Raw genomic sequence first — 19,013 nt, forward strand, 5'->3', positions numbered from 1 at the left:
CTTGCTCCAGTTCGATCAGCTCACGGCGTCTGCACAGTGCGTGGGGGCGTCAAGGCTGGGCGTTGTCCAGGTCACTGCGCCGGCGTTTAGTCTTTGGGTGCAGATCCGCGGCGACGGCTGGATCGAGTCGCGCGAGGGGCGATTCCGCATGCGCTGCGGCGACTGGATGGCATTTGAAAAAGAGTCCGCGCCGCTGATCCAGACCGGACCCCATGGCATCTGCATCGGGCTCGCGCTCGATGCGGAGGCGTTGGCCGAACTGCAAGCGCTGGATGATGGCGGCCTGTACGCCGGCCGCGGACGCGTGTCGCGGCGGGGTGCGCGTGGGCTGCTACGCCTGTGGCGTGAAGCCCAGCGCGGTGCCGGCGACCGGCTCAGCGTGCGGCCGCTTCTGCTGCAACTGGCCATTGTGCAGCGTGATCTGGCCGCGCGTGCGCGGCGTTGTCCGGGACGTTCGCGCAATCGCAAACGGCAGGTCTTCGGCCGCATGCAGCGCGCCCGGCTTTATCTGGAAGGGCATAGCGACCGCGTCGTGCGTATCAGCGAGCTGGCGGATCTGACCAGTTTTTCGAGCTGGTATTTCTCCAAAGCGTTCCATGCGCTGTACGACGAAAGCCCGCAGGCACTGTCGGTACGTCTGCGTCTCGAACGGGCCGGCCATCTGCTGCGCACCACTTCGATGATGATCGGCGAGGTCGCGGCCGCAACCGGCTTCGACAACTGCTGCAGCTTCGCTCGTGCGTTCAAGGCGCATCACGGCATGTCCGCGAGCCGATTCCGAGCAGCCGGTGCGCGCAACGGCGGAGCGGTTGGAGGGACCGACGAGGTCTACGCGAGGCTTTGAGCCGGCGTTGTGACAACCGTCGCATGACAGCCGCCCATTCATCCAAAAGGCCAGATTTGGCAAAGCGAGATGGCCCGCGCAGTAAGGCGTGAGCCCCGTGCGCAGACGTAACGTGCGATAGGCGTCTTAACGCGTCAGTAACGCAACCACTCTGGAGAGAGAATTTGATGAACCTTTGCACCCCCACGATCCGCAAGGGCCTGTTGCCCGCCGCGATCGTGTTCGCGCTCGCGCCCGTCGCTGCCAGCGCGCAGGATCAGACGCAGGGCACCACTGAACTCGACCGCATCCAGGTGACGGGTTCGCGTATTCGCAAGGTCGATGTCGAGAACGCGCAGCCGATCCAGACGATCTCGCGCACGGACATCGAGAACCAGGGCTTCCAATCGGTTGGTGACATCCTGCAGAACCTTTCGACCACAGGTAGCCCGACACTGAGCCGCTCCGACCCGCTGAGCTCTGGCGAAAGCCCGGGCGGTACGTACGTGAACATGCGTAATCTTGGTCCCGAGCGCACGCTTGTGCTCCTCAATGGGCGTCGCTTGGGGGTCAACAACGACGGCCTGCAGGATCTTGCGACGATTCCTTCGTCGATGGTGGAGCGGATCGAGGTGCTGAAGGATGGCGCATCGTCCCTTTACGGGTCAGATGCTGTTGCCGGCGTCATCAACGTCATTACGCGGCGCAACTTCGAAGGTGCGCAGGCCAGTGCATACTACGGTCAGTACGGCGAGGGCGATGGCGCGATTCAGTCCTTCGATCTAACGATCGGGACCCAGGGGGAACGCAGTTCGATCGTGTTCGGCGCGCAGTACGACAAGGAAGAACCCGTCTGGGCGAAGGACCGGCCGTTCTCGCGTTTTCCTGCGCCGGGACAGGATGAGAGCGAGAACTACACCACCGTAGGTGCAATCGGCAGTATCCGTAATCCGAACCAGCCTGACAGCCGCGCGAGTGACGCGTGGCTGGTACTGCGTGACGGCGGCGATCCGACCAATCTGGCCGACTATCGTCCCCAAGTGAGCCCGGGTGGCGGCGTCATCGGCGACAGCAGCAACGCTGCTGAGCAGATGATGGTCAAGACCGGCATGGAGCGTACGTCGATCTTCACCAGCGCCGATTTCGAGCTGACGGACAGCATCCGCCTCGTGTCCGATGCCAGCTTCAACCGTCGCGAAACGAATGTGCAGGTGGCTGGTTATCCTCTGCAGAGCGGCGCGGTCGACACGCAGACTCCGATGAGCGCTGACAGCTACTTCAACCCGACGGGCGAGACGCTCGATTTCCGTCGCCGTGGTTGGGAAGTGCCACGTACCACCGATCGTCGCCTTGATACCTATCGCTTCAGCATGGCACTGGAGGGGTCTTTCGAGGTCGGCGAGAAGCTCTTCGATTGGGATGCGGGCTATCTGTTCACGCGCGGCGACGCGACGGTCCGTGGCCGGGGCGATTTCAACAAGCTCGCGGTTCGCCAGGCTGTCGGCCCGTCGTTCCTGAACGGCGATGGCGTCGTCCAGTGCGGCACGCCTGATGCGCCGATCGCGCTTGCCGACTGCACCCCATGGAGCCCGGCGCTCAGCGAGGGGCAGTACTCGCTGGCCAATCCGGACATCCAGCGTCGCTTCTTCCTGATGGAGAACGCGACGTCCGAAACCACGACGCACAACTATTTCGCCAATGTCAGCGGTTCGCTTGCCACGTTGCCGGCAGGCGACCTGGGTTTCGCGGCCGGCTTGGAGAATCGGCGTGTGAAGGGCGGTACTCACCGGACGCTTTCGCGCAGACGGGCAACTCGACCAACCTTGCCGCGCAAGAGACGAGTGGTGGCTACAGCGTCAATGAAGCCTATATCGAGCTCGACATCCCGTTGCTGGCCGACCTGCCGGGTGCGCAGGAACTCGCGGTCAACGTCGCGAGCCGCTACTCGGATTACGACGTGTTCGGCGATACCACCAACAGTAAGGCCAGTTTCCGCTGGCGGCCGATCGATGATCTGCTTGTCCGCGGCACCTGGGCTCAGGGGTTCCGCGCGCCTTCGGTCTCGGACCTCTATGGCGGCGTCGGGCAGACGTTCGATCGCTACGCCGATCCCTGCGATACGGCGCGCGGTGCTGCGGCCAACAATCCGGAAGTCTACGCACGTTGTGCGCAAGATATCGCCAACTACGCCACGATCACCAATCCAGGCAGCAACCACGTTGGTTATCAGCAGCTCGGTCAGGGCGGTCTCCTCGCGTACGGCAATCAGACGGGCACCCCGTTCCTCAGCGGATCCAACCCCGATCTGACGCCTGAAGAGTCGGTCAGCCGCTCGCTCGGCTTCGTCTACAGCCCACAGTTCGTAACCGGTCTTGGCGTGTCGCTGGATTGGTGGAAGACGCGGATCGACAATGTCGTGACGGCCTTCACCGCCAGCGGAATCCTCCGTGATTGCTACGTCTACAACATTGAGGCGCAATGCGAGTACTTCACGCGTGGCGACAATGGCGTGGTGAACAACTTGACCCGCTTCGGTCGCAACGCGGGCTACTGGGAGGTGGAAGGGTACGATCTCGAGGTCAACTATCGCCTGCCTGAGACCAGCGTTGGTACCTTCGGTGTCAATTGGGCAACGACGTACTACAGCAACTTCGAAATCAAGCCCGACAGCACCGACAACACCACGCCGCAGGCGCAGGTGGGCTTTGGTGGCAACTTCCGTATTCGTTCGGTTGCCTCGCTGAATTGGGACATGGGTGATTTCGGCGCCAGCTGGACGGCTCGCTACCTGTCGGGAGTCAAGGAAGAGTGCTACTACGATGACGCCTGTAACCTTCCTGATTACGTCGACCGTGATGGCAACGCAATCCCGCAGAACAAGACCGGCTCGGTGACGTTCAACGACGTCCAGGTCCGCTGGAATGCGCCGTGGAACGCGACCATCGCGATCGGTGTCAACAACGTGTTCGACAAGGTTGGTCCGCTTGTCTATACGCAGCCGACCACAGGCTTCTCCTACCAGGCCGCGCACGACATCGGTCGTTTCACCTACATGAAGTACCAGCAGCGCTTCTGATCGATCAAAGCTAAGCACGTGACAAAACTACGGCCCCGAAAGGGCCGTAGTTCTTTATGGCGAAGGCGTTGGTCGTGCGGCTCGCCGCCCAGGAGCTAGGCGGGGCGGGGGTGGCATGAAAGCGAGGTGCTCTTACGCACCCCAACCGCGGGCCGCCCGAGGGGGGCACTGCATCAGGGCGCCGCGGACGCCCGGGCTGTATCGAGCGCCCACGCGCGCCAATCCTCGAGCCGCTCGAGCACACCGACGCGCGCCAGATAGTCCTCGCGCAGCGGCAGGTCGCCAGCGAGCGAGGTCGCGACATGGACCGCGCCGGCGATCCAGAAGCCGCGTGTGCCGGCACGCGCAGGGTCGCGCTGGAATGCAACGGCCTCGATGATGGGCATCGGCAGGCCCCACAGGCCCAGCAGGTAGGCGCCGGCTTCGATGTGGCCGGGCGCATCGGACGGGACGTCACTGTCTGCGTCCGCCGCATCCGGGCGCGCATCGCGGACACCGGGCAGCAGCAGGCCGATGTCGGCCAGCAGGGCGGCGGTCGCGCCGAGCTCGGCGCTGGATTCGGGGAGCAGTCGGCGTGCGAGCTGTGAGGCGTGCAGGGCGCGCTGCTGCAGTGCGTGGCGGTCCACGTCGATGCACCCGGGCTGCGCGAAGACCTCGCTGGCGAGCACCAGGTCGCGCATCGTCGACAGTCCCAGGCGGGTCACTGCGGTTCGCAGGTCGGCGATCGTGCGGCCGGCTGCGTAGTAGGCCGAGTTGCACAGCTGCAACACCTTGGCGGCAATCGCCGGATCACGACCGATCAGGCGGGCGATGTCGGCCGCGCCGGTGGCATCTTCGGCCTCCAGGGCATGGGTCAGCGCCAGATAGGTCTGCGGCGGTGGCGGCAGCCGCTCGATGCGGCCGATGCATGTGCGCAGGGCCGGATCGTCGAGCAGGTCGCGCAGTTCCTGGAGGCTGCCGATGGCCTCGAGCAACTGGGCGTCGTCGACCGGAAGGGGCAGGAAGCGGTGGGCGAGCGAGAGCAGGCGGGCCGCCGGCTGGGCGCCGATCAGCGCGACGCGCGAGGTCTCGGGTCGCAGCGTCCGGATCTGGCCGAGCAGCATGGCCGCGGACATGTCGGGCAGCGTCGGTGCCACGACGACGACATCCTGTGGCGATTCGGCGGCCAGCGCCATGGCCGCGCCGCCGTCATCGACATGCGCGATGTCCCAGCGCGCGTCCATGCCGCCGGCCAGTTCGAGCAAACCGGTGGGCAGGCCGTAGCCGCCCCCCACGAACAGAATGCGCACGTCTGCCTCTCCCCCTGCGGGACGCCGCGCGGGCGCAGCGTCGATGCGCCAGTGCGCCTCGTGCGCACCGGGCGGGCACCGGCGCCGTCACGGCGCCGGGCGTGGATCAACCGGCCTGCTTGTAGGCTTCGATCGCGTCGACCAGGATCTGCTTGGCCTCGGCGGCATTGCCCCAGCCTTCGACCTTGACCCACTTGCCCTTCTCGAGATCCTTGTAGTGCTCGAAGAAGTGGCCGATGCGCTCGAGCCAGTGCGTGGACACCTTGTCGAGGTCGTCGACGTGGGCATAGCCGGCGAAGATTTTCTCGACCGGTACGGCGAGGATCTTCTCGTCGCTGCCGGCCTCATCGCTCATCTTCAGCACGCCGACCGGGCGGCAACGGATCACCGAGCCGGGCACCAGCGGCAGCGGCAGCACGACGAGCACGTCGGCCGGGTCGCCATCGCCGCAGACCGTCGAGGGCACGTAGCCGTAGTTGCACGGATAGCGCATCGGCGTGGACAGGATGCGGTCGACGAAGATCGCGCCGCTTTCCTTGTCGACCTCGTACTTGACCGGCTCGGCGTCCTTCGGGATCTCGATGATGACGTTGATTTCGTGCGGCGGGTTCTTGCCGGTGGAGACGGAATCCAGGCCCATGCTGCTGCGGTTCCAGTGCGGAAAGTGGGCCGTCATTCTACGCGCAAGGCATGTTGCGGCGCAGCGCGGGCTGGCGTTCCGTTTCGCCTGAAACCGTCGCGGGCAGCTTCGTCCTCGGGTACGCCCTAGTACGGGCTCCCCATACGGGGCGTACATATGGATGCCTCTTTTCTCACGCAGGCCTGCCATGACCACGTTCGACTCGCTGTCGCCCACGTCTGTTCTGCCTTCAAGCGCCCAGGGCTACTGGGATAATCCGCTGGCCCCGACCCCGCACCGACACGACGGTCCGGCGACCGAAGTGGGGCACGGCTCGGTCGACGGGCTCGCCGACGGCGGGCCGCAGGTCAGCACGCGTGACCAGCCGCAGCGGGCGGCCGGCGGCGCGGTCGAGGTCGACGGCACCGCCACCAATCCCGGCGAGCAGACGACCCGCAGTACCCCCGACGGCAAGCCGATCCAGATCGATCCGCTGCACAAGGATGGGCAGGTGGAGATCGCCCGTGAACGCACCGTCGCTCAGGGTTATGTCAGCCGCGACCAGGTCGTGTTCACCACCGGCAGCGGCAACGACGATGTCGGCGTCAGCCAGCGCGACGACGGCACGCTCGATGTCACCGTCAATGGCGAAAGCTACGAGGTACGCCTGGGTGAGGGCCAGGAGCTGACGCTGCGCACCGGTGAGGGCAACGACACGATCAAGGTCGCGCCGAACGTCGACGTCAACATCGTCGTCGATGCCGGTCAGGGTGACAACGAGGTGCTGGTCGAAGGCAACGGCGACAACCGCATCAGCAGCGGCAACGGCGACGACCTGATTCGGGTGACCGGCAGCGGCCGCAACGACATCCACACCACCGGCGGCAACAACGAGATCCATGGCGGCAGCGGGGTCAATGTGATCTACGGCGGCGATGGCAACGACACCATCCACGCCGGTGCGGGCACCAACTACATCGAGGGCGGCCGTGGCGACGACGTGATCCATGGCGGCGGCGAGTTCGACATCATTTCGGCCGGTCGCGGGGACGATACGGTTCACGTCGGCGAGGGGCGCACCACGGTGTACGCAGGTGACGGTCAGGACATGATCGAGGGCGCGCATGCGCAGACGACGGTGTACGCGGAGGTCTCCGACCTCGTGAACGCCGCGACCGGCGCCAAGCCGACCGTGGTCAATGTCGAAATCGACAACAGCGTCGGCGACCGAGGCATTGCGGTGAAGGGCTCGGATGCGTTCGTGCAGCGCATGCAGTCGGAACTGGACTTCCTGCGGGCCTCGCCCAATGGCCAGCAGATGCTCGCCGAGTTCGACAAGGCGGCCGAAGCCAAGGGCAACACTGTGACCATCCAGGAGCTGTCCAATGAGGACAATGGCTACGCACAGACCTTCAGCAATGACGCCGACATCGTCAACGGGCGCCCAGGGGCCGGCGGGGACGTGACCATCAGCTACAACCCGTCCTTCCACATGGACGCTTTCCCGGCGCCGTCGGTGGTGCTCTACCACGAGATGTCGCATGCCTATAACGGCGTCAACGGCACCTTCCTGCCGGGGACCTACCGCGGCGAAGGCCCTGACAGCGGCCAGGTGCCCAACGCAGAGCGTCAGGCCGTGGGCCTGGAGACCAGCGCCCAGCCCTACGATTTCGATGGCACTGGCGCGATCACCCATAATCCGATCCATCTGACCGAGAATGGCATCCGTCGCGAGTTGGGCCTGCCAGATCGGCCGAGCTACGCGCTCTGACCGACCGCGCTGCGATGTAGCCCGGTGATGTGGGCACCGAAGGCGGCGCATGCGCCGCCTTTCGTGTGATGACGGGTGCGCGCCTCGAGTTGGTGAGACCGCGCGCATTGTGCGCGCCGCGCTCACGGTCTTCGCCGCATGCTGGGCTCGGCCGCACATCGTCCGCGGTGCATGGCGCCGCGGCGCTGCTGCCGCGAGTGCTCGCGCTGTGTTCCGCTGCCGCTTCCCGATATCGAGGTCTTCCATGACGCTGACCGATACTGCCCGCGCCCATGTCGACGCCGACGGCGTCGCGCTCGAAGCCGTGTTCGCCGTGACCGCGCGCGGTGCGCTCGAGGTCCGTTATCGGCTACGCAATACCGGCAACGTCGCGCTCGCCGTGTTCGACCGGGGCGACCGCCACGCGGTCCTGACCGGGCGCCAGAAGCCGGGCGCGGCCGGCATTCCCTATCTGCGCGAGGAAGGCGAGGGCCGGGTCACGCTCTCTCACGTCGCGCAGTCGCTGCCCTCGCCGGCACCGACGGTGCCGCCGACACCGCTGGCGCGCCGGGTCGAGCCGGGCGGCGAGTTGGTCGGCGAGTTCGCCTTTTCGCAGTGGCTCAGCGATGCGCCCGCTGCGGTGCGCTGGTGTCTGGGGGTCGCGCCCGCCGATGCCGCGCGACTGCTGGCGCCTGAGCCGGGTGACGACGGCGAGGTCTGGCGAGCCGATTTCGCGTTCGCCGATGTCCAGCGTCTGTTGTGTACGCCGTGGTTCGATCTGGCAAGCGGGGTTTTCGCGAAGGGCGACTGACCGGCAGCGCTTGCCCAGGTGTGGAGGCGAGCCTTCGGCAGGCCTGGATCCTGGAGATTCGAGCGTTCGCCGCATGCGGAACGGCGCGGCGACGCTCGCTGCGCATTGCAAGCGCGGTGGCGACGTTGCCCCCTCCACGGCGATCGCGAATCGCCGATACGTGCACCCCGCTCCCCTCTCCCGCACGCGGGAGAGGGGCGGAGATGCCGGGCGGGGTCAATGTTGACTACAGCAACGGCACGAGAAGCAGTGCCACGATGTTGATGATCTTGATCAGGGGGTTGATCGCCGGGCCGGCGGTGTCCTTGTAGGGGTCGCCGACCGTGTCGCCGGTCACCGCGGCCTTGTGCGCTTCGCTGCCCTTGCCGCCGAAGTGCCCGTCCTCGATGTGCTTCTTCGCGTTGTCCCAGGCGCCGCCGCCGGTGGTCATCGAGATCGCGACGAACAGGCCGGTGACGATCGTGCCGATCAGCAGGCCGCCGAGCGCACGAATGCCCGCACCCGGGCCCATCAGCGCGTTCATGCCCAATGCGACGACGACCGGCACCAACACCGGCAGCAGGGACGGCACGATCATCTCCTTGATCGCCGAGCGGGTGAGCATGTCGACCGCGCGGTCGTATTGCGGCTTGCCGGTGCCGGCCATGATCCCGGGGATCTCGCGGAACTGGCGGCGCACTTCTTCGACGACGGCGCCGGCCGCGCGGCCGACTGCCTCCATCGCCATCGCGCCGAACAGGTAGGGGATCAGGCCGCCGACGAACAGGCCGATGATCACCGCCGGGTCGGCGAGGTCGAAGCGGAATTCGACCCCCGGATACTTCGCTTCCAGGTTGTGGGTGAAATCGGCGAACAGCACCAGCGCCGCCAGCGCGGCCGAGCCGATCGCATAGCCCTTGGTCACCGCCTTGGTGGTGTTGCCGACCGCGTCGAGCGGATCGGTGATCTCGCGCACCTCGGGCGGCAGCTCGGCCATCTCGGCGATGCCGCCGGCGTTGTCGGTGATCGGGCCGTAGGCGTCGAGCGCGACGATCATGCCAGCCATCGACAGCATCGCGGTCGCCGCGATCGCGATGCCGTACAGCCCGGCGAACGAGAAGCAGGCCCAGATCGCGAAGCACACCGCCACCACCGGCAGCGCGGTCGACTTCATCGACACCCCGAGCCCGGCGATGATGTTGGTGCCGTGCCCGGTCGTCGATGCCTGCGCGATGTGCTGGACCGGCCCGTACTGGGTGCCGGTGTAGTATTCGGTGATCCAGACGATCGCGCCGGTGAGCAGCAGCCCGATCAGCGCGCACCAGTAGAGATTGCCGGCGCCGTGCGTGTTGTCGGCCATCAACTGCGTGGTGATCGGCCAGAACAGCACGGCGGCGATCACGCCCGAGACGATCACGCCCTTGTACAGCGCGCCCATGATCGAGCCGCCTGTCTGCACGCGGACGAAGAACGTGCCGACGATCGAGGCCAGGATCGAGGCACCGCCCAGGACCAGCGGATAAAGCACACCGTTGGCGCCCACGGTGCCGACCATCAGATGACCCAGCAGCATCGTCGCGATGACCGTGACCGCGTAGGTTTCGAACAGGTCGGCGGCCATGCCGGCGCAGTCGCCGACGTTATCGCCGACGTTGTCGGCGATCACCGCCGGGTTGCGCGGGTCGTCCTCGGGAATGCCGGCCTCGACCTTGCCCACCAGGTCGGCGCCGACGTCGGCGCCCTTGGTGAAGATGCCGCCGCCCAGGCGCGCGAAGATCGAGATCAGCGAACTGCCGAAGGCCAGACCGACCAGCGCGTGCAATGCAGGTTCGCCGGCAATGCCGAAGTGCGGCAGCAGCATCCAGTAGCCGGCCACGCCCAGTAGGCCCAGGCCCACCACCAGCATGCCGGTGATCGCGCCACCGCGGAACGCGACGTCCATGGCCGGGCCGATGCCGCGCCGGGCGGCTTCGGCGGTGCGCACGTTGGCACGGACGGAGACGTTCATGCCGATATAGCCCGCCGCCCCCGAAAGCACCGCGCCCAGCAGGAAGCCCAGGCCGGTCGACCAGCCCAGGAACAGGCCGATCAGCACGAACAACACCGCGCCGGCGATCGAGATGGTCAGGTACTGGCGGTTGAGGTAGGCGCGCGCGCCTTCCTGGATCGCACCGGCGATCTGTTGCATGCGTTCGTTGCCGGCCGGTTGCCGGTTGATCCAGCCGGCGGAGACCACGCCGTAAAGAATCGCGATGGCCGCGCAGACCAGCGCCAGCCACAGACCGTATTGCTCGAGCATGGACCCCCTCCCGAAAGTGGTGATGCCAGACAGAACAGCGGTGATGCGCGCCGACTATGGCACAGCGCGGGCGCCACGGCATGCCGCGCCGCCGCGAGGCCTCAGCCGCCTTGGACGACCTGCAACGTCGGCGCGCCGGCGGCGTCGCAGCCCAGCCGAAGCGGTGCGCCGAATGTCTGCGACAGCCAGGCCTCGGTCAACATCGCCTCGCGCGGCCCCTCGGCCAGAACCCGGCCCTCGCGCAGCAACACCACATGCCCGATCTCGGGCAGCAGTTCCTCGGCGTGGTGGGTCACCAGGACCAGCGTGGTGCCGCCGCGCGCCAGCGTGCGCAGGCGGTCGAGCAACTGCGCGCGGGCGACGACATCCAGTCCGGTCGAGGGCTCGTCGAGCAGCAGCGCTTCGGGCCGATGGACCAGTGCCCGGGCGATGAGGACACGGCGCGCTTCGCCGGCCGACAGCGTCGCGTAGCGGCGCCCGGCCAGATGCGTGGCGGCCATCGCGGCCAGCGCGTCCCGCGCTGCACTCCGCAGGGCGGCATCGACGCGCGCGGGCGCAACAGACGCGATGCTGCCGTACGCCGCCGCGACGACGGCGTCCTCCACCCGCAGGGCCGGGAGCGACAGCAGGTCCTGGTGGATGCGTCCGGTGACGATGCCCAGGCGCGCGCGCAGTTGCGTCACATCGCCCAACCGGGCGCCGAACACACGCACCGGCGGCGTGCCGTCTGCATGCGCCAGTGGGTGCAGTTCGCGCGTGAGCAGTTGCACCAGCGTGGACTTGCCGCAGCCGTTGGCGCCGAGAATCGCAGTGTGCCGGCCGGCCGGGATCCGCAGCCGCAGCGCATGCAGCACGGTGCGGCCGTCGCGGACCACCGTCGCGTCGTGCAGGTCCAGCAACGGAGGTGTCTGGGAATCGGGCGTGTTCATGTCGCGCGCAGTGTGACAGGCCTGAACGCCGCCGCTCACCATACGGGCGGGCAGGGATGGCAATCGTCGCAGGTCCGTCCCATCATGGGATGTACACCCGAACCCGTTGTCTCTCGCCATGTCCGTCTCGTTGTTCGACCTGTTGTCCGGTGGCTTGTTGCAGTGGGGGTGGGGCGCGATGCTGCTGTACCTGCTGGCTGCCACCCAGCTCACGATCTTCGCCGTCACTCTGTACCTGCATCGCAGCCAGGCGCATCGCGGCGTGGATTTCCACCCGGCCATCGCGCACGTCTTCCGCTTCTGGACCTGGTTGACGACGTCGATGATCACCCGCGAATGGGTCGCGATCCACCGCAAACACCACGCCAAGTGCGAAACCGAGGACGATCCGCACAGCCCGATGCACAAGGGCATCGGCAACGTCTTCTGGCGCGGCGTGGAGTTGTATCGCGAGGCACGTGCGCAGCGTGCGGATATCGAGCAGTACGGCAAGGGCACGCCCAACGACTGGATCGAGCGCCGCCTCTACACCCCGCACGCGAACATGGGGCCGACGGTGCTGCTGCTGGTGAGCATTGTGCTGTTCGGCTTCAAGGGCGTCGCGGTCTGGGCGATCCAGATGGCGTGGATCCCGTTCTGGGCCGCCGGCGTGGTCAACGGCCTGGGTCACTGGTGGGGCTACCGCAACTTCGAGACCACTGACACCGCGACCAATTTGACGCCGTGGGGCGTGTGGATCGGCGGCGAGGAACTGCACAACAACCACCACGCGTTTCCGAGCTCGGCGAAGTTCGCGCTGCGGCGCTGGGAATTCGACATCGGCTGGGCGGTGATCAAGGGGCTGGAGACGCTGCGCTTGGCTCGGGTGCTGCGCGTTGCGCCGTCGCTCGACGTGCGTCCGAACATCCACGCGCCTGATACCGACACGCTCAAGGCGTTGCTTGCGCACCGCTTCCAGGCGATGACCGACTACCAGCGCAACGTGCTGGGCCCGGCGCTGCGCGAGGAAGCGCAGGCGGCCGGCGCCAAGTTGCGCGCGCTGCTGCCGCGCAAGCTGCGCCGGGGCCTGGTCGACGATGGCCGCTGGCTCGCGCCTGATGCGCGCGCGCAGTTGCAGGCCTGGATCGCGCAACGGCCGCGCATCCGAACCCTCGTCGAATACCGTGCGCGCTTGGCGGCATTGCTGGAGGCGCGCACCCACAATGCTGGCGAAGCGCTGCAGCACCTGCAGGCCTGGTGCCGCGAGGCCGAGGCCAGCGGCATCCGCGCACTGCAGGACTACGCGGCCCGGCTCAAGGGCTACTCGCTGCAAAGCGCACGCGCCTGAGCCGGCCTCCGGAATGAGGCGTTCACCGAGGCCGCACGCTGCGCAGCTGGGCATCGCTCTGGCCTGCGGCGCCTTGTCCTCGGCCGCCGGCGCTCAGGTCGCGCGCACCACCGAGTATCTGCAACGGATGGATACCGACGGCGACGGCCGCGTGTCGCTCGCCGAGTACCAGGCGTGGATGGGCTACGCCTTCGACCGCATGGATCGTAACGGCGACGGCGTGCTGTCGGCCGACGAGCTGCCGGGCGGCCAGGGCAGCCCGATCACCCGCGCCGAGCACTTGGCGCGCCTGGCTGCGACCTTCAATCGCCAGGATCGCAATCGCGACGGCTATCTCGACGCCCGGGAGTTGGCGGCACCGCCGCAGCGCTGACCGCGTCCGCCGTCCTGGCACGCGCGAGGCGGGGCCAGGTAGCGCAGTCCCGAGTCGCGCGGGCCGCCTGCATACGAGCCGCCGCTGGGGCCCGTCGGTTTCGCTCGACATGAGACAGCGCAGTGTCGTGCGCACTGCCGGCCGACCCGTGTGAACGCACCGCGAACTCGACGCAGCAACGCATGGCACACACGGCGCAACGGGCCGGCCGGCTGCAGGCGAATGCGTGGCCGTCGAGGCTGCCCCGCGCTCCGTGCTTCGGGCACGGCCGCTCGACGTCCTGAAACGACGAACGCCGGCCCAAGGGCCGGCGTCCGGGTCTTGCGTGGCGGGTTCTGGGTCCCGCCGATGGTGCCTACTTGGTGATGTCGACGTTGCGCGTCTCGCGCAGGAAGAACGTTCCGATCACCAGGGTCATGATCGCGATGCCGATCGGATACCACAGGCCGTAGTAGATGTTGCCCGTGCCGGCCACCAGCGCGAACGAGATCGCGGGCAGGAAGCCGCCGAACCAGCCATTACCGATATGGTAGGGCAGCGACATCGAGGTGTAGCGAATCCGGGTGGGGAACAGTTCGACCAGGTAGGCGGCAATCGGGCCGTAGACCATCGTGACGTAGAGCACCAGGATCCACAGCAACAGGATCGTCATCGGCACGTTGATGCGCTCGGTGGCGGCCTTCTCCGGATAGCCGGCCTGGGTCAGCGCCGCCTTCAGCGCGCCGCCGAACTCGCTTTGCTGCGCCTTGAGCGCATCGCCCGTCAGCCCTTCGGCCTCGTAGGAGGTGACGACGGTCTGGCCGACGTGCACCTGGGCCAACGAGCCGACCGGCGCCGGATCGACGCTGTAGGGCACGCCGGCGCGGGTGAGCGCGGCCGTCGCGACATCGCACGAACTGGTGAACTTGCGGATGCCCACCGGATCGAACTGGAAGCTGCAGGTCTTGGGGTCGGCGACCACCACGGCCGGCGAGTTGGTGCTCGCCTCCTCGATCGCCGGGTTGGCGTAGTGGGTGATGCCCTTGAAGATCGGGATGTAGGTGATCGCGGCGATCAGGCAGCCGGCCATGATGATCTTCTTGCGGCCGATCCGGTCCGACAGCCAGCCGAAGAACAGGAAGAACGGCGTGGCCAGCAGCAATGCCGCGGCGATCAGCAGGTAGGACACCGTGAGGTCCACCTTGAGCATGCTCTGCAGGTAGAACAGCGCGTAGAACTGGCCCGCATACCAGACCACGGCCTGGCCGGCGGTCGCGCCGAAGAGCACCAGCAGCATCAGCTTCAGGTTGCCGCCCTTGAGCGAGTCGCGGAAGGGCATCTTCGAGCCCTTGCCCTGCGCCTTCATTTCCTGGAACAGCGGCGACTCCGACAGCTGCAGGCGGATCCAGACCGAGATGCCCAGCAGCACGATCGAGCCCAGGAACGGAATGCGCCAGCCCCAGTCCTCGAACGCCTCGACGCCGAGGATCCAGCGGCAACCCAGGATCACCGCCAGCGACAGGAACAGGCCCAGGGTCGCGGTGGTCTGGATGAAGCTGGTGTACAGCCCGCGCTTGCCGGTGGGCGCGTGCTCGGCGACGTAGGTCGCCGCGCCGCCGTACTCGCCGCCCATCGCCAGGCCCTGGGCCAGGCGCAGCACGATCAGGATCACCGGCGCGGCGACGCCGATCGAGGCGTAGCTGGGCAGCACGCCCACCAGGAACGTGGAGATGCCCATGATCAGGATCGTGACCAGGAACGTGTACTTGCGCCCGATGCGATCGCCGAGGCTGCCGAAGAACGCGGCGCCGAACGGCCGGACGAAGAAGCCCGCGGCGAACGCCAACAGCGTGAAGATCATGCCGGTGGTTTCATTGACGCCGCTGAAAAACTGCCGCGAGATGATGATCGCGAGCGACCCGTAGAGATAGAAGTCGTACCACTCGAAAACGGTGCCGAGGCTGGATGCGAAGATGACCTTCTTGTGGCCCTTCGTCAGCTGGCCCTTGGGCGCTGCGTTGGCGGTCGTGCTGGACATGGGAAGCTTCCCCTCCGAAGCGTGCGTGGGATGGACGGCCCCGGCGGGATGCCGGTGGTCCGGTCGTGCGTGCGGTAGGCGCGCGAGCGCAGTCCGGCGCGGTCGATGCGGCGACCGCGCCGGGATGGATCAGAACGAGTAGCGGGCCATCGTGTGCAGGCGCATCAGCTCGCCGTCGACGCCGGACTCGAGCGTGCGTTCGCCCCAGATCGCCTCGACGCCGAAGTCGAGCTTGGGCACCGGCGACCAGATCACGTTGGCATGCACCGAGTGCACCTTGCGGGTCACGCCCAGGCCCGTCCAGGCGGTGTCGTTGTCCCACTGCGAGCGGGCGTAGTACAGGTTGCCGCGCACCGATGGACTGAACACCTGGCGCACGCCGAAGTAGCCGGCCCAGCCGCCGAGCGCGTCGAGGTTGCCGGCGGCGTCGACCATCGCGTCCTGCTGGATCGTCGCCAGGCCGATGTAGCGACCGATGCCCTCGCCGCCGCTGACCTGGTAGCGGATGTCGGTGCTGTCGCCCAGCTTGACCAGGCCGCTGACGGTCGCGCCGAAGCCGGTGTCGGTGCTGTCCAGGCCCGGCGCGGGCTCGTACTTGAGCTGGCGCGCCATGCCGGCGACGCTGACGTGGCCCCAGTCGGCCTTGTGGGTGTAGCGCGCGATGACGTCGGGGATCGCGCTGTTGTCGCCGGCGATGATGCGCGCCGCGCCCCCGAAGGGCTGCACCGTGGTCTCCGGGCTTTCGATCGACACCGTCCACGGGCCGCTGGTGTAACGGACCTGCGGCTGACGCACGAACACGACCGCGTCGGTCGGGCCGACGAAGTCCACCGCGTCGATCAACGCATTGGTGTCCATGAAGTTCGACCAGGTCTGGCCGACCAGCCAGTTGTTGTAGGTCAGGTAGGCGTGGCGCAGCGTGGCGCCGTAGGTGTTGGTCGCCGCCGAGTTGCCGAGCGTGCCGCCGAAGAAATCCATCTCCACGCGCGCGCCGAGCTTGTCGCCCGAGTCGAGCACCGTGCTGGCGTCGAACCACAGCCGCGAGAACTTCGCGTGCGCGTCCATGTAGGTGTCCGGGCCTTCGCCGCCGACCGGGATCGCGCCGGGCACGTAGAAGTCGCGGCCGGCGGTGCCCTTGGCGATGTCGCCGTCGGTGGTCTTGGTAGCCATGCCGTCGATGCGGATCATGCCGCCGACGGTGAACTTGGTGCCCGGATTGGCCTGCGGGGTGATCGTGGTGGCCTGGATCGGCTGGCTGCCGGCCGGGAGCGGTGCCGCGGCGACCGCCGGCGCGGCCGCCTGGGCGGTGCGCACTTCCTGCACCTGCGCGGCGGTCTGCTGCTGTTGCCCGAGCAGCGCCTGCACCTGCGATTCGAGTTGCGCGATCCGCGCCTCGAGTTCGCGCTCTTTGGCGGTCTGCGCGAATGCGGCGCCCGGCAATGCGAGCGCGACGAGCACGGCGGCCGTGAGCAGGCGCGGCCTGGCCTGCGCGGCGATGGTCTGTGTCATGTCCCCTCCCAAGGGATGCGTGAGCCTGAGCCTGGTCGAACCGGCGCCCGGTCCTTCGTGCAGACTGCATGGCGGCGCGCCCGGCGCCCATTCGCCATTGGTCGAAGTGCGGACGCCTGCAGCGGGCCCGGCACGCGGCGCGCCGGCGAGTGGACGCGCCCGAGCCCGCGGGCTAGACCAAGGTCCTAGCGTCTCGGGCCGGCGGATGCGGCACACTGGCGTGACGCGCAACAAGGGGAAGAGGTCCCGCATGTCCAGTCCCGCAGAACGTCATCCGGTTCCGGCCGGTTTCGCCGGTCCCGACACCATCACCCAGGACGACTACGCGCGCGACTACGCGCGCTCGGTCCAGGACCCCGAGGCCTTCTGGGGCGAGATCGCCCAGCGGCTGGACTGGTACCGGCCGCCGACCCGGATCCGAGACGTCAGCTACGACCTATCCGACTTCCGCATCCGCTGGTTCGACGACGGCGAGCTCAATGTCAGTGTCAATTGCCTGGACCGCCACCTGGCGCGCAACGGCGACAAGACCGCCTTGATCTGGGAGCCCGACGGTCCCGACACCGAGGCGCGCCACATCAGCTATCGCGAACTGCACGCCCGCGTGTGCCGGCTGGCCAATGCGCTGCGCAACCTTGGCGTCGCCAAGGGCGACCGGGTCACGATCTACTTGCCGATGATCGTCGAGGCGGCGGTGGCGATGCTCGCCTGCGCACGCATCGGCGCAGTGCACTCGGTGGTCTTCGGCGGCTTTTCGCCCAATTCGATCGCCGACCGCGTCGGCGACTGCGGCAGCAAACTGATCATCACCGCCGACGAGGGCATGCGCGGTGGCAAGCGCGTGCCGCTGAAGGCGAATGTCGACGCCGCACTCAAGCTGCCCGGCGCGCAGAGCGTGGAAACCGTGCTCGTGGTGCGCCACACCGGTGGCGCAGTCGACATGCAGATGCCGCGCGACCGCTGGTACGACGCCGTCGTCGATGGGCAGCCCGATACCTGCGAGCCAGAGCGCATGAACGCGGAGGACCCGCTGTTCATCCTCTACACCTCCGGCTCGACCGGCAAGCCCAAGGGCGTGCTGCACACCACCGCCGGCTATCTGTTGTTCGCCAGCTACACCCACGCCTCGGTGTTCGACCTGCGCGACGACGACATTTACTGGTGCACCGCCGACGTGGGCTGGGTGACCGGCCACAGCTACATCGTCTATGGCCCGCTGGCCAACGCGGCGACTTCGCTGGTGTTCGAGGGCGTGCCGAACTACCCGAGCGTGTCGCGCTTCTGGGAAGTGATCGACAAGCACCAGGTCACGATCTTCTACACCGCGCCGACCGCGATCCGCGCGCTGATGCGCGAAGGCGAAGCGCCGGTCAAGAAGACCTCGCGCGCAAGCCTGCGCCTGCTGGGCAGCGTCGGCGAGCCGATCAATCCTGAGGCCTGGCGCTGGTATGCCGATGTGGTCGGCGACGGTCGCTGCCCGATCGTCGACACCTGGTGGCAGACCGAGACCGGCGGCATCCTGATCTCGCCGCTGCCCGGCGCGATCGAGGCCAAGCCGGGCTCGGCGACCAAGCCATTCTTCGGCGTACAGCCGGCGCTGGTCGATGCCAACGGCACGATCCTTGAGGGCGCCGCCGAAGGCAATCTCGTGATCACCGACTCGTGGCCGGGGCAGATGCGCAGCGTCTACGGCGACCACCAGCGCTTCATCGACACCTACTTCAAGGCCTATCCGGGGATGTACTTCACCGGCGACGGCTGCCGGCGCGACGAGGACGGCTATTACTGGATCACTGGCCGCGTCGACGACGTCATCAACGTGTCCGGCCACCGCATCGGCACCGCGGAACTGGAAAGCGCGCTGGTGCTCCATCCCAAGGTCGCCGAGGCCGCGGTCGTCGGCTTCCCGCACGACATCAAGGGGCAAGGCATCTACGCCTACGTCACCCTCAAGGCCGGCGAGGAGTACACCGAGGAACTGCGCAAGGAACTGGTCGCGCATGTCCGCCGCGAGATCGGGCCGACCGCGACCCCGGACCACATCCAGTGGGCCCCGGGCCTGCCCAAGACCCGCTCGGGCAAGATCATGCGCCGCATCCTGCGCAAGATCGCCGAGAACGCCCCCGACCAGCTCGGCGACACCAGCACCCTGGCCGACCCCTCGGTCGTCGATGCGCTGGTCAAGGAACGGTACGTCCCCAACGCCTGACCT

General features: G+C 67.5%; 12 protein-coding genes and 1 pseudogene. 7 read left to right on the forward strand and 6 right to left on the reverse strand.

From position 1 onward, the window contains the following. The first annotated feature begins 97 nt into the window (after window positions 1-97). Together BEN78_08555 and BEN78_08560 are read left to right on the forward strand one after the other, a co-directional pair. A complete protein-coding gene (locus BEN78_08555) occupies window positions 98-844 on the forward strand; it encodes an AraC family transcriptional regulator (protein ASR43416.1) in 747 nt (248 codons plus the stop codon). Between the two features lie 167 nt (window positions 845-1,011). After that, window positions 1,012-3,899, forward strand: a pseudogene (locus BEN78_08560) (hypothetical protein). A 173-nt stretch (window positions 3,900-4,072) separates the two neighbouring features. On the opposite strand, the gene BEN78_08565 reads toward BEN78_08560, so the two are convergent. After that, window positions 4,073-5,188, reverse strand: a complete 1,116-nt coding sequence (locus BEN78_08565) for a hypothetical protein (protein ASR43417.1) — start codon at window positions 5,186-5,188, stop codon at window positions 4,073-4,075. Window positions 5,189-5,294: 106 nt separating this feature from the next. Next, window positions 5,295-5,828 carry an inorganic pyrophosphatase gene (locus BEN78_08570; protein ASR43418.1) on the reverse strand — a complete coding sequence of 178 codons (534 nt, stop codon included), beginning with the start codon at window positions 5,826-5,828 and terminating at the stop codon, window positions 5,295-5,297. 187 nt (window positions 5,829-6,015) lie between these two features. Between BEN78_08570 and BEN78_08575 the strand changes: the two genes are divergently transcribed. Together BEN78_08575 and BEN78_08580 are read left to right on the forward strand one after the other, a co-directional pair. Beyond that, the gene (locus tag BEN78_08575) at window positions 6,016-7,578 is read left to right on the forward strand and encodes a hypothetical protein (protein ID ASR43419.1); all 1,563 of its coding nucleotides are present in this window, start codon (window positions 6,016-6,018) and stop codon (window positions 7,576-7,578) included. Window positions 7,579-7,822: 244 nt separating this feature from the next. Further along, entirely contained in the window at window positions 7,823-8,368 is a 546-nt protein-coding gene (locus BEN78_08580; protein ID ASR43420.1) for a hypothetical protein, read from the forward strand. Window positions 8,369-8,594: 226 nt separating this feature from the next. Here BEN78_08580 and hppA read toward each other — a convergent pair whose 3' ends face one another. Together hppA and BEN78_08590 are read right to left on the reverse strand one after the other, a co-directional pair. Then, window positions 8,595-10,646, reverse strand: coding sequence for a sodium-translocating pyrophosphatase (gene hppA, locus BEN78_08585; protein ASR43421.1), 2,052 nt, complete (start codon window positions 10,644-10,646; stop codon window positions 8,595-8,597). Window positions 10,647-10,747: 101 nt separating this feature from the next. After that, on the reverse strand, window positions 10,748-11,575 hold the full coding sequence (locus tag BEN78_08590) for an ABC transporter ATP-binding protein (GenBank protein ID ASR45027.1): 828 nt from the start codon (window positions 11,573-11,575) through the stop codon (window positions 10,748-10,750). A 118-nt stretch (window positions 11,576-11,693) separates the two neighbouring features. On the opposite strand from BEN78_08590, the gene BEN78_08595 reads away from it, so the two are divergent. Both BEN78_08595 and BEN78_08600 read left to right on the forward strand, forming a co-directional pair. Continuing rightward, the gene (locus BEN78_08595; GenBank protein ASR43422.1) at window positions 11,694-12,902 is read left to right on the forward strand and encodes an aminotransferase; all 1,209 of its coding nucleotides are present in this window, start codon (window positions 11,694-11,696) and stop codon (window positions 12,900-12,902) included. A gap of 13 nt (window positions 12,903-12,915) precedes the next feature. Continuing rightward, window positions 12,916-13,275: a hypothetical protein gene (locus BEN78_08600; GenBank protein ID ASR43423.1), complete on the forward strand. Its 360-nt coding sequence runs from the start codon at window positions 12,916-12,918 to the stop codon at window positions 13,273-13,275. A 355-nt stretch (window positions 13,276-13,630) separates the two neighbouring features. Here BEN78_08600 and BEN78_08605 read toward each other — a convergent pair whose 3' ends face one another. Further along, window positions 13,631-15,292 (reverse strand): MFS transporter, encoded by a 1,662-nt coding sequence (locus tag BEN78_08605; GenBank protein ID ASR43424.1) that lies wholly within the window; start codon window positions 15,290-15,292, stop codon window positions 13,631-13,633. A 129-nt stretch (window positions 15,293-15,421) separates the two neighbouring features. Beyond that, the gene (locus BEN78_08610; GenBank protein ID ASR43425.1) at window positions 15,422-16,801 is read right to left on the reverse strand and encodes a hypothetical protein; all 1,380 of its coding nucleotides are present in this window, start codon (window positions 16,799-16,801) and stop codon (window positions 15,422-15,424) included. A 205-nt stretch (window positions 16,802-17,006) separates the two neighbouring features. On the opposite strand from BEN78_08610, the gene BEN78_08615 reads away from it, so the two are divergent. Next, window positions 17,007-19,010, forward strand: coding sequence for an acetate--CoA ligase (locus BEN78_08615; protein ASR43426.1), 2,004 nt, complete (start codon window positions 17,007-17,009; stop codon window positions 19,008-19,010). Window positions 19,011-19,013 lie beyond the last annotated feature (3 nt).

This window comes from Xanthomonas citri pv. mangiferaeindicae (genome assembly GCA_002240395.1).
Classification (GTDB): Bacteria; Pseudomonadota; Gammaproteobacteria; order Xanthomonadales; family Xanthomonadaceae; genus Luteimonas; species Luteimonas citri_A.